The sequence below is a fragment of the Minwuia thermotolerans genome, from assembly GCF_002924445.1.
GTDB classification, from domain to species: Bacteria; Pseudomonadota; Alphaproteobacteria; order Minwuiales; family Minwuiaceae; genus Minwuia; species Minwuia thermotolerans.
On sequence record NZ_PIGG01000034.1, the window covers coordinates 96,180 to 108,371 of the forward strand.

At 67.4% G+C, this 12,192-nt stretch carries 9 protein-coding genes; 6 read left to right on the forward strand and 3 right to left on the reverse strand.

Annotation, left to right across the window (positions count from 1 at the left end; genetic code table 11):
• Positions 1-21: 21 nt before the first annotated feature.
• From CWC60_RS11185 to CWC60_RS11200, 4 genes are all read left to right on the forward strand, one after another.
• Complete coding sequence (locus CWC60_RS11185) at positions 22-1,440, forward strand: outer membrane beta-barrel protein (RefSeq protein ID WP_109794081.1); 1,419 nt, start codon at positions 22-24, stop codon at positions 1,438-1,440.
• Positions 1,441-1,501: 61 nt separating this feature from the next.
• A complete protein-coding gene (locus CWC60_RS11190) occupies positions 1,502-2,446 on the forward strand; it encodes a polysaccharide biosynthesis/export family protein (RefSeq protein WP_109794082.1) in 945 nt (314 codons plus the stop codon).
• A 280-nt stretch (positions 2,447-2,726) separates the two neighbouring features.
• Positions 2,727-5,057: a GumC family protein gene (locus tag CWC60_RS11195; RefSeq protein WP_109794083.1), complete on the forward strand. Its 2,331-nt coding sequence runs from the start codon at positions 2,727-2,729 to the stop codon at positions 5,055-5,057.
• A 45-nt stretch (positions 5,058-5,102) separates the two neighbouring features.
• On the forward strand, positions 5,103-5,861 hold the full coding sequence (locus CWC60_RS11200) for a hypothetical protein (protein WP_109794084.1): 759 nt from the start codon (positions 5,103-5,105) through the stop codon (positions 5,859-5,861).
• 22 nt (positions 5,862-5,883) lie between these two features.
• Here the strand turns inward: CWC60_RS11200 and CWC60_RS11205 are convergent, their stop codons facing one another.
• From CWC60_RS11205 to CWC60_RS11215, 3 genes are read right to left on the reverse strand one after another with little or no spacing between them, the layout of a single operon-like run.
• Positions 5,884-7,272 (reverse strand): O-antigen ligase family protein, encoded by a 1,389-nt coding sequence (locus CWC60_RS11205; RefSeq protein ID WP_109794085.1) that lies wholly within the window; start codon positions 7,270-7,272, stop codon positions 5,884-5,886.
• A gap of 47 nt (positions 7,273-7,319) precedes the next feature.
• Entirely contained in the window at positions 7,320-8,756 is a 1,437-nt protein-coding gene (locus CWC60_RS11210) for an undecaprenyl-phosphate glucose phosphotransferase (RefSeq protein WP_125182770.1), read from the reverse strand.
• A gap of 60 nt (positions 8,757-8,816) precedes the next feature.
• Positions 8,817-9,887, reverse strand: a complete 1,071-nt coding sequence (locus CWC60_RS11215) for a tetratricopeptide repeat protein (protein ID WP_109794087.1) — start codon at positions 9,885-9,887, stop codon at positions 8,817-8,819.
• A gap of 140 nt (positions 9,888-10,027) precedes the next feature.
• Here CWC60_RS11215 and CWC60_RS11220 point away from each other — a divergent pair, with 140 nt between their 5' ends.
• Together CWC60_RS11220 and CWC60_RS11225 are read left to right on the forward strand one after the other, a co-directional pair.
• Entirely contained in the window at positions 10,028-10,789 is a 762-nt protein-coding gene (locus CWC60_RS11220) for a metallophosphoesterase family protein (protein ID WP_206419893.1), read from the forward strand.
• Between the two features lie 76 nt (positions 10,790-10,865).
• A complete protein-coding gene (locus tag CWC60_RS11225; RefSeq protein WP_109794089.1) occupies positions 10,866-12,161 on the forward strand; it encodes a hypothetical protein in 1,296 nt (431 codons plus the stop codon).
• Positions 12,162-12,192: the final 31 nt, after the last annotated feature.

Sequence of the window (12,192 nt, forward strand, 5' to 3'; positions counted from 1 at the left end):
CCGCGCCGCAGCGAGGAGGGCATGATGCGTCGGGCGTGGCAGATCGGTTTCGGATTCTGCCTGTGCGCCGTCGTCGCCCTGCCCGGCATGGCCGTCGCCCAGGGGGCCGCCGACGGCAAGTCCGAGAAGCAGGTCAAGCCGCAGATCGTCCAGAATCCGATCATTCCGGGTCAGGTCGATCCGGAGCCCCCCTTCACCACCGCCAAGCAGGACGCCGTGCTCAACCGGCGCAGGCCGGAATACGAGCCGATCGGCATGCTGGCGGGCGGTATCCTGCGGGACGTGAAATATCTGGGCCGGGGCCAGATTCTGGAGAGCTTCCTGCTGTTCCCCAGCATCGAAACCGAGGTCGCCTTCGACAGCAACATCTTCGCCGAAGCCAACGACAAGACCGCAGACTTCATCGGCACCGTCCGGCCGGAGCTGGAACTGCACTCGGACTGGGACAACCATGAATTCTTCGTCCGCGGCTTCGGCGAGTTCGCCCGCTACGCCTCCAACAGCCGTGAGAGCTTCGCCCGCTACGGCGCGGAGCTCGGCACGCGCCTGGACGTGACGGAGTTCCTGTTCCTGAAATTCGGCGCGGGCTGGCAGCGCAAGACCGCGGCGCGCAGCGACATCGAGACCGACACGGGCGGCGACGAACCGACCGTCTTCCACGAAGCCTTCGCTTCCGGCCAGGCGCGCTACAAGCGCGACAAGTTCCTCGTCGACGCCAATACCTCGATCACCGCGCGGGATTTCAGGGACAACACCGCCGCCGGCGTGACCGTCGACAACGACCAGAACGACAACTGGATCTGGGAGAACTCGCTCCGGCTGGGCTGGGAGGAATGGCGCGGCACGACGATCTTCCTCGAACCCTTCTTCAATCTGGCCCGCAATTTCCGGCAGTTCGACAATGCCGGGCTGGAGCGGGGCTTCTATTCGACCGGCGTGAATGTCGGGTTCACCTACGACGCTTCCGCCGTGACCTTCCTCGAAGGCGCCCTGGGCATCGGCTATGGCATTCCGCACGATCGCAATGCCGACAGCTTCCCGTTCCTGTCCGGAAAGCTGGATCTGGTCTGGAACCCGCATGATTCCTGGACCTTCACCGCCGGGTGGAACCGCCGGCTTGCGCAGACCAACGCCTTCAGCATCATCAACAACGTCAACGTCCCCGACGTCGCCGCGCTGACGGACACGCTCAGCCTCGGCGCTCAGCTGGAGGTGACCTACGAGATACTCGCCAGCGCCGGCATCGACCTGGCTCTCGCCGATACGTTGGAGAACGGCACCTCCGACACCGGCGTCGACACCGAACTTGCGCTGCTCTGGCTGATGAACGAGTACATGCGCATGCGCGGGTTCTGGAATTACTCGCTGCTCAGCTCGAATGACGCCAACCGTGAATTCTCCAAGCATGTCGTTGGCGTCACGCTGACCATGCACTACTGAGCGGCTTGCCGATTCAGCCCACCATGGAGAGAGTGTAACGATGAATCGTGGCGGATTGAGATTGGCCCTCGGTCTTGCGGCGCTGGGAATTGCGGCGACGCTGGCCCAGGGCTGTGCGGAGCGGCGCTACGGCGTTGCGCCCCAGCCGGCGGCTCCGCGCGCGCCCGTCGCCCAGCCGCAGGCCGCCGCGCAGCCGCAACCGGTTCCGCCGCCGCCTGCGGCCATCGTCCAGCCCGCCCCGCAGCCGCAGGCGGCCGCGCCTCGGCCCGCGCCAACGCCGCCGCCGGAACCGCAGCAGCAGCAGGCGGCGCCTCGGCCCGTCTCGCCGCCGCAGCAGCAACAACAGGCCGCCGCCGGTCCTCAGACCGCCCCGCCGGCCTCCGATGAGGCGAATCTGATCACCAGCCCGGTACCGCCGCGGGACGCCGAGCCCGAGCGCACGGCGGACGGCAAGCTGCGCGTGCGCGCCTCCAACGCCACCGACGACAGCGCCGCCGTGCCCCTGGTGAACATCGACGAGGTGCCCGACGAGGTCGCCCGGAAACTGGAGGAGTACCGCCTCGGCCCCGGCGACCGGCTGTCGATCAAGGTCTTCGGCCAGGAGGAGATATCGGGCGAGTTCGAGGTCAGCGCGGCGGGCGAGCTGTCCTATCCGCTGATCGGCCAGATCACCGCGGAGAACATGACCCCGGGCGAATTCAACCGCGTGCTGACGGGGGCGTTGGAGGAGTTCTTCGTCAGCCCGCAGGTCACCGTGGAAGTCACCAACTACCGCCCGTTCTTCATTCTGGGGCAGGTGGGCAGTCCGGGTTCCTACAAGTACCAGCCGGGCCTGAACGCCCGCATGGCGATCGCGGTGGGCGGCGGCTACACCCGCCGCGCCAGGGAGGAACCGATCACGATCTTCCGGACGAACAATGCCGGCGAACTGATCAAGTTCGAGGCCGATCAGGACGCCATCATCCTGCCCGGCGACACGATCGAAGTGCATCGACGGTTGTTCTGATGCCGGCTCGCCCCGCGGCTCGCGGAGTTTGGCACATCGCTTGCTTCCTACCATTGTGCGGCCGCATTTGTCGGCCATATCGGGTATCCCGGCGGTGCGGCCTCTCTAGATGTCGCCTGGCAGGAGAGCCGGAAACGCAAATCGCTTCGCCACTTGAGGGCACATGATCGCTTGTAGAGTAGATAGTCTCCGGCAAATGGCTGACATGGCTGACGGAATCCCTGCGGATAGCGGATTCGGGCGCGCCGGCGGCTTTCCGGCGCGTGAGGCCGGATGAACCATGGCGAACGTGAGCTATCTGGATTCGGCGAGGCCTGACGAGATGAGCGACGCGCCGTCCTTCGTCGACGCCGGCCGCGGCGACAGCCCGATGGTGAATTTCCGCCAGGTCTTCACCATCCTGTGGCGGCGCAAGTGGATCATCGCGGCCATCGTCATCATGGGCATGCTGATGGCGTTCTACTGGCTGCAGAGCCAGACGCCCCTCTACTCGGCGGCCAGCGAAGTGGTCATCGGTATCCGCGACGAACAGGTCACCGGCATCCAGGGTGTCGTCCAGGGCGAGACCCAGGACTTCTATTTCAACGAGACCCAGGCGGCGATCATCGCCTCCTCTCAGGTGGCCGAAACCGTCGCTGCGCGCCTGGACCTGTTCGAGAACCCGGATCGTCTGTATTGGGACGCGGGCGGTTCGGTCACGGCCGGGTTCTCGCTCAAGGCCACGATCAAGAGCATTCTTCCCGATCCCGTGGTGGAGGGCGTCCGCGGCGTGCTGAACAAGTTCCGCGGCGGCAGCCAGACCGACGAGAACACCTCGGTGCTGGCGAGCATGACGCCCGAGGAACTGGCCGAGTTCGAGCGCGAGCACGTCAAGAGGACGCTGCTCGACGGTCTCTCCGTGGATCCGTCGGAGCGCGCGCGCACCATCGCCATCCGTTTCATCTCGGACCGCCCGGCTTTCGCGGCCGAGGTCGCCAACGCCTTCGCCCAGGCCTATGTCGAAAGCACCCGGACGGAGAAGTCCGACGCCACGTCACGCGCCTCCGATTTCCTGCGCGACGAGGTCGAACTGCTGAAGATCCAGTACCAGCAGTCCGAGCAGGCGCTGGAGCAATTCAGCCGCGAGACCGGCTATGTCAGCCAGGGCGATCGTCTTTCGCTGATCGAGGAGCAGGTCGCAGAATTCAACCGCCAGCTTGTCGAGGCGCGGCAGGAACTCGCCGAGGCTGAGGCCCGCAACCAGCAGGTGCAGCGCCTGCTGGAAGAGGAAGGCGGCATCGAGACCGTCGCCTCCGTGCTGGATTCGCCGCTGATCGGGCGCCTGCGGGAGCAGGAGGCCGAAGTGGTCCGAGAGATCGCGGAACTCCGCACGCAGCTCCGCGACCGCCATCCGCGCCTGCTGCTGAAGCGGGCCGAACTGGAGGATCTGCAGAACAAGATCCGCGGCGAGATCAACAAGATCGTCATCGGTCAGAACAACAATCTGGAACTGTCGCGGGTGCGCGTGCGCAATCTGGAGCAGGAGGTCGCCATTCTCCAGGCCCAGGTCCAGCGCCAGTCGGACGCCGAGGTGACGCTGCAGGCGCTGCGGTCGGAGCGCGACGCCAACAAGCAGCTCTACGAAACGGTGCTCGGCCGCTTCAACGAGATCAACCTGCAGGAGCGTTCGCCGCAACAGGCCAACGCCCGCATCATCACGCCGGCGTCGACGCCGCTGTTCCCGAGCTTCCCGCGCAAGTCGCTCACCCTGGCGGCGGCGCTGGTCGGCTCGGCCATGCTGGCGGTGATGGTGGTGTTCCTGATCGAATACATGGACTCCGGCTTCCGCTCGCTGCAGCAGCTCCAGCAGTCGATCTACGTGCCGGCGCTGGGCATCGTCCCGCGGCTGTCGGTCATGGAGGCGCGGCGCTACACGCCCGAGGAATTCGTGCTGGACCAGCCGAACTCGCTCTACGCCGAAGCCATAAGGACGATACGAACATCGCTGATGCTGTCCAGCATCGACCGGCCGCCGAAATCGGTGATGTTCACCTCGTCGGTCCCCGCCGAAGGCAAGACCTCGACCGCCGTCTCCGTGGCCCGCGCCGCGGCCAAGGCGGGCCAGCGCACCATCCTGGTGGACTGCGACCTGCGCAAGCCTTCGGTCCACGAATCGCTGCGCGTGCCCAACGGCCAGGGCGTGGTCGAGATCCTCACCGGCGCGGCTGACCTGAACGACGCCATCGAGATCGACCTGAAATCGGGCCTGCACTACATCACCGCCGGCGCAAAGGCCCCGAATCCGCCGGACGCGCTTGGCTCCGCGGCCATGCGTCAGCTCATCGGCGAACTCGAGAACCGCTACGACCTCGTGATCCTCGACACGCCGCCGGTCCTGCCGGTATCAGACTCGCTGGTCCTGCTGCGCAATGTCGACAAGACCGTCTTCCTGGTGCGCTGGGGCTCCACCCGCCGGGAGGCGGTGCTTGCCGGCATCCGCCAGGTGCAGGAAGCCAATGGCGACCTCGCCGGCGTGGCGATGACCCGCGTCGACATCCGCCGCCACCAGAAGTACAATTACAGCGACAGCTATTTCTACTATCGCGGCTACGGCAAGTATTATGGGGCCTGAGGCCACCGATCCATCCTACGATCCCGCGACGCCGCACGTCCCGGCATGAGCGGTCCCGGCCGCCGGCGCCGTTCCACCACGCGGGCGCTGGCCATCGGCTCTTCGGCAGGCGGCCTCGTCATCCTTTCTGCAGGACTGCTGCTTGTCGGCCTGTCGGTGCCGAAACTGCTGAACGCCGTCGCCGCATCCACCGGGGAGACGGTGATCGACCGCCTGCAGGAAAGTCAGCCGGTCGGCGCGCAGGGATTGACGCGCGCGCGTGAAAGCCTGGTCTCGGCGGCGCGGATCCTGCCGTCGGACTATACCGCGCCCCGCGACCTGGCCCTGATCGAGCTGATTGCGGCCCAGCGCGCCGCGCCCGACGATCCTGCGCGCATGGGCTATCTGGAAGCCTCCATCGAGGCGGCGCGGCAGTCACTGATGAACAACCCGGCCCAGCCCTATGTCTGGCTGCGCCTCTCGCAGGCGGAACTGCTGGCCAGGGGCGTGGGCGTGGAGGCGGCGCTGGCCTTCACCATGTCGCTGGAGACCGGCCCGCAGGTCATCGACCTGATGCGGCCGCGGGTGATCCTCGGGCTGGCGCTCTGGCCCGTGCTGGATGACCAGCAGCAGGAGCGCGTGCTGGCGCAGATCCGCGGCCTGGCGCGCTACAACGCCCGCATCCTGGCGGAAACGGTGCTCGACCGGGCGGGCCTGCCGCAGGTGCGCCGCGCCCTGGCCGACGAGCCGGAGCTGATGGCGCAGTTCCTGCGCTGGTATCTGCAGCGGCGCACGCCGGGGCTCCGCCCGCCGGGCCTGCCCTGACCCCCGCCGTTCCCGACCGTTTCTAGAGCCGGTTGTGCCGCCCGCCGCCGGTGGGGAAGGCCTGGGCGTAACCGACGCCCAGCAGCATGGCGAAAAGCGCCGCCACGGCCGGGATCTGCACGCTGAAGTCGACCAGGGCGTGCAGGCCGACCAGAGCCGCCGCCGCGAGGCCGATGGCGGGATAGATCGCGTCCTGTCGGCGCACCCTGATGCCGCGGATGCACGCGCCCGCGATCCAGGCGTAGATTCCGAGCAGCAGCAGAAGCGCTGGCGCGCCGGCGTCGGCGGCGAATTCCAGATAGCTGTTGTGCGCCTTGCTGATGGCGTAGACGCCGCCGAACTCGGCGTTCTTGTAGCCGTGGAAATAGCTTTCGAAGGCGCCGCCGCCATGGCCCGTCAGGGGCTGGTCCGCGATGGCGCTGAGGGTGCGCTGGAACAGCCAGGGCCGGCCGCTGAGTTCCTGGCCGTCGGCGTCGACCTTGCGCTCGAAGGTACCGCCGCCAGCGGCCAGCAGCACGACGACGACGCTGGCCACGGCCGCCGCCAGCAGGACCGGCGCGCCCGGCAGGCGTCCCCGGCGGTAGAACCAGCCCCAGCCCAGCGCCGCCATGCCGACGCCGCAGGCGACCAGCCCGGCCCGCGAGCGCGTCAGCACCAGCGCGATCACGAGGATCAGCACCGCGAAGGCGCAGAGCCAGACCTCGGGGCTGATCCGCGCCGGGCGGCGGATCACGGGGCGCGGCTCTGCGCTCATGCCGCCGCCGGCGGCGCGCAGTCCGCGCATCACCATGCCCAGCCCGGCCACGGCGGCCAGGGCGGCGAAGGTGGCGAAGCTGTTGCGGTTGACGAAGGTGGAGGTCAGCGAATCCTCGTAGGCCCACTTCTTCAGCCCGACGATGGTCTCGCCGCCGGCGATCTCCGCCGCCAGTCCGTAGAGGGCGTAGAGTGTGCCGATGCCGACCGCGGCGAAGACGTAGATCGCGGCGTTGTCCGGTTCCCGCCCGGTCTGGGCGGCGACCCAGAAGATGCCGCCATAGGCCAGCAGCCGCATGGCCGACGTGGCGGCGTCGGACGGGGAGACGGCAATGGCGCCATCGATGGTCTCCAGCTCCAGGGCGGCGGCCGTCGGCGCCCAGAGCGGGTGCCACAGGAATTCCGGCCCGCCGGTCTGAGCCAGCAGCCAGCCGACGAGCAGCAGCCAGCCCACCGCAGGCACGATGGCGGCCGTGCCCGACAGGCGGAACAGCGTCGGCCGGAAGGTTGCCGCCAGTCCCCAGAGACAGACCAGGCCGCCGCTGGCGAAGGACAGCAGCGACCAGCTCACCGGCCGGTTGCTGCCCAGCGGGAGCGGCGCCGCGGCGAGAACCACGATCAGCGCGAAAACGAGCAAGCGTTCGAAATAGAACAGCATGGCGGCCGGCGGAGGCTCAGGCCCGCCGCGGGGCGGCAATGGCGCGGTCAGTAGGCATTCTTGTGCACGAACCCCACGAAGATCGTCCGAATCAGGATGCGGATATCCAACCATAGCGACCAGTTGTCGATGTAGTAGAGATCGTACTGCACGCGCCGTTCCATCTTTTCCGGAGTGTCGGTCTCGCCGCGCAGGCCGTGGATCTGCGCCCAGCCGGTGATGCCGGGCTTGACCTTGTGGCGGCCGAGATACTGGTCGATGAGCTGGGCGTACTCCTCGTTGTGGGCGACGGCGTGGGGGCGGGGACCCACCAGGGACATCTCGCCCCGGAGCACGTTGAAGAGCTGCGGCAGTTCATCGAGGCTGGTCCGGCGCAGGAAGGCGCCGAGGCGGGTGATGCGGGGATCGCCCCGGGTCGCCTGCGCGCCGCCCCTGGCGTCACCCATGTCGGTGCGCATGGTGCGGAACTTGAAGACCGTGAAGACGTTGTTGTTGAAGCCGTAGCGCTGCTGGCGGAAGATCGCGGGACCGGGGCTGTCGAGCCGCACCGCCAGCGCGATCAGCGCGAGCAGCGGCGAGATGGCGGCGATGATCAGCGCCGACAATATCCGGTCCTCCAGCCCCTTGACGACATAGTTCCAGCCCGAGAGCGGCGGCTCCTGCACCACCGTCATGGGCAGGCCGCCCAGATGGCGCACGCGCCGCTCCATCAGGCGATAGCCCAGCGGCTCCGGCGCGAGCGTGACGTCTACGGGCGCCTCGCGCAGCCGGGTCAGCACCTCGGCGATCTGCTCCTCGTCGTCCCACGGCAGGGCGACCATGACCTCCTGGACCTGATTGCCGCGCAGGAAGAGCAGCAGATCGTTGAGGTCGCCGCGCACCGGCGTGCCCAGAACGTCCCGGCGGCCGGCATTGGGCCGGACGGTGAAAACCGCAACGATCTCCACGCCGAGCTCCGATTTCTGCTCGGCGACATAGCGCAGCAGCCGCTCCGCCTGCGCGCCGGCGCCGACCACGACGGCGTTGCGCTGCATCACGCCCGACTGCTTCCAGGATTCGATCCGGCGCGCCATGCCGAGCCGGAAGACCACGATGGCGACGAAGCCGAGGCCCAGCCAGATGCCGACCCAGATGCGCGAATAGTCCGCAGATGTCTTGGAGAAGAAGCCGATGGCCAGCAGCAGCAGCGAGACCGCCGTCCAGCCGCCGATGATGCGGCCGAGCTGACCGCCCACCGTCTCCACGACGCCGAAACGGTAGAGACCGGCGACCTGGAAGGCATTGGCCGTCAGCGCCAGGGCGACGCCGATGGCGGCGACATAGGCCACGGGCATCGTCAGCGTGTCATGGCGCAGGACGTAGGCCAGCCAGCCGGCGATCAGCACGATGAGAAGGTCGCCGATGCGGGCGATGCCGATCAGCACCGGTGGAGACGAGGCGATCATGCGCACCCGGCGATTCGCTCTCGTCGTCACGGTCGTCACGATCCTTTCCGCTTCAGAGGCCGGGGCAAGCGTGGCGCACTATAGGGTCGGCGCCGATGATCAGGAAGCGCCCATGCCCGCCTCGCGGGTCACGCCGGCCTGCTCCATCCAGGCGTCGCCTTCGCTTTCCATGCTCCGCCGGGTCGCGTCGTCGATGCGCTCCTTCATCGCCAGGCGGCCGACCAGCGCGGAGACTTCGCCGGCGGTTGCGGCGATGTAGTACCACTTGTAGGCGCGGGCGAAATCCGGCCCGCCGAACATGCCCTCCTCATAGGCCTGCGCCAGCTTCACCGCCATCCGGGTGTTGCGCTGGGCGGCCCTGGAATACCACTGCAGCGCCAGTTCGTAGCTCTGCTCCAGATCCCTGCCCTCGGCATAGGCGAGCGCGAGGTCGATCATGGCGCCGGCATGGCCCATGTCGGCGGCGCGTTTCAGGTACTCCAGACCCTTCTCGGTGTTCTTTTCCACGCCGACGCCATCGCGGTAGATGACCGAGGCGTTGTAGTAGGCCAGCGGAAATTCCTGCTGCGCCGCGAGGTCGAAATACTTCAGCGCCGTGGCGAAATCCTGCGGCACGCCGACGCCGTCGCGGTAGAGCTCGCCCAGCAGGTTCTGACCGCGGTCGATGCCGGCTTCCGCGCCGATCAGGGCCCACCGCACGGCCTCGGCATGGTTTTCGGCCACGCGCCCCTGACCGCCGTCTTCCACCGACCGGCCCTCGCCGCTGCGGTAGATGGCAGCCAGCGGCACCGAAGCCCCGACCACGCCCAGATTGTAGGCCTGTTTGTAGAGCGCCTCCGCCCGGGGGACGCTCTTGATCACGCCCACGCCCTGGCGGTAGTGCCAGGCGAGGCGGTTGATCGCCTGCTTGTGTCCCTGCTCGGCGGCCTTCTCCAGCCAGAAGGCGGATTCGATCTTGTCGGGCTTGACGCCCTTGCCCTGCCAGAGCGCTATCGCGACCTGGAACTGGGCGCCCATGTCGCCGCGCCGCGCCTGGTCCAGGGTTTCCTTGTAGATCTGCGCCAGCGCCTCCGCGGTCAGTTGCTCCTTGTCCTGCTCCTGCGCATGGGCAAGGGGAGCAAGGCAGGCGAATACCGCGGCGAATGCCGCGCCAAGCCAGCGTCTGGTCATTCTCACGCCTCCATCCGCTCCTTCCGGGCCGCCGGATTCACGAATTGCGAAAAGATTTTCAAATTCGCGACCGATCTATATGAATCGACGGTCCGAAGCTCCGGGTTGAAAGCAGGCTTGCAAGCCCCATGCTACCGTGGATGAAGAAGAGCCGCGCAGAGCAACAGGCAACCGCCGCAACGGTGGCCTGCGCCCCCGATGGCGAACGCATCTACGCCATCGGCGACGTGCACGGACGCGCGGATCTGCTGCTCGAACTGGTGGAGATGATCCGGGCCGACATGGACCAGGGCGAGGTCGGGCGACACACCGTCGTCTTTCTGGGGGACTATCTCGACCGCGGTTCGGGCAATGCCGAGGTGCTCGACATCCTCTGTGCCGATCCCTTCGACGGCGGCGCGCGCATGGTTTCCCTGATCGGCAATCACGAGGCGGTGCTGCTGCAGTTTCTGGAGGACGCCGAGATCGGCCGCGACTGGCTCCGCTTCGGCGGCGACGCCACGCTGGCCTCCTATGGCATCCGCATCCGCCGGAGCGAGCCCGGCATCGACGAACTGCTGCGGGCCCAGGCGGCGCTGGCCGACAACATGCCGGCCGAGCATCTGGCGTTCCTGCGGGGCCTGAAGCTGAGCTATCGGGCCGGCGACTACCTGTTCGTGCATGCCGGGATACGCCCCGGCGTGCCGCTGGCCCGCCAGGACGGCAACGATCTGATCTGGATCCGCAACGCCTTCCTGCAGAGCGACGACGATTTCGGCTGCGTGGTCGTCCACGGCCATACGCCCAACCTGGAAGTCGAGAGCCGCCACAACCGGATCGGCATCGACACCGGCGCCTATTTCAGCGGGCGGCTGACGGCGGCGGTTCTGGAGGGTGAGGAGCGGCGCTTCCTGTCGACCTGAACCCGGGCCTGACGGCGGTACGGCTCTTGCTGTAGATTGGGCGACGGCGACCATTTCCACGGCAAGGGCGCAAGGCTTGGCGATCAGCGACATCCAGGGACGGGCGGGCGAGCGCGGCGGCCAGCATCTGCCGTTCTTCGAACTCGCGCTGCCGCCGCTGATCGCGCTCGGCTTCTTCTATGCGGCCTTCTACAACGCCCTGCCCGAAGGGCTGCTGACGCCGCTGGCGGCGCTGATCTTCGGCGGCCTCGCCGGGTTGTCGTTCATCAGCGTGGCGGCGCGGCCGTCATCCTGGCGCTGGCGGCTGCTGTTTCTGGTGAGCAGCCTGCCGGTCATCTGGCTGGTGTCGCATCTGATCCTGCAGCACCGTATCGATTTCCCCCAGATGCTCCGCTATCTCGGGCCGTTCTATCTCGGCATTCTCGCCTTCGGGCACTACGACAAGTTCCCGCTGCGGCTGATCGCCTGGCTGGCCTGCGGGGCCATTTTCTGGGTGATGATCTGGTCGGCGACGCAGCCCTTCTACCTGCATTCCAACGAGGCCGTCTTCGACGATCCGGTGCCGGGCTGGTGGGCGGCCCTGGTCGGCAATGGCCGCCTCGCGCCCTACCACGGTGGTCCGGAGAATCCCCATTCCAGCGGCTACATGACCCTGGCCTTCATGCTGGTGGTCCACCAGGCATGGTACTGGGGGCATCTGTCGACGAAGGTCATGGCGGCCTTCGTCGGTATGGCGATGCTCTACATCGTGGGCTGCTTCTCCACCCAGGTGCTGGTGGCGGCAGTGTCCTATTTCGGCTGCTACGGCATGTTCTCGCAGCGCATTCCGCGGCCGGTCAAGGCGGTGGTGCTGGTCGCCGGCGTGCTGCTGCTGGCGCTGATCGCGATCGAGAACGAGGAGCGCAAGGCCGCGGTCCGCAACGACACGAACATCAAGCTGGAGGAACTGGGGTCCGGCCGTCTCGGCACCTGGATCGAGCGTCTCGACATCATCTCGGGCCGTGACAGCGCGGAAGTCTGGCTCGGCACCGGCATCGGCTCCGACAACATGTCGTCGGTCATCTGGCGGCTGAAGGAGACGACTTCCCACAACACCTACCTGACCATGATCATCGAGAACGGGATCCTGGGCTTCTTCGCCTATTTCGGCGCGCTGATCATGATGATGCTGGCATTGAACCGGCACGGAATCTGTCTGTTCACGCCCGTCTTCGTCACCGCGCTGATCGGCAACGGCCTGTCGCTGAGGCCCATGCCCTTCGAGATGTTCTTTCTCGCCGTGGTCATTTGCATCGCCGGTCTGGCCGCGCAATATCGTCGCCGCCAGTTCGAGGCCGACCGTCACCGGATGGCCGCGCGGCTGGCCTTGTAAGCATGGGGGGCGGTGCGGCCCCGGGGGAGGA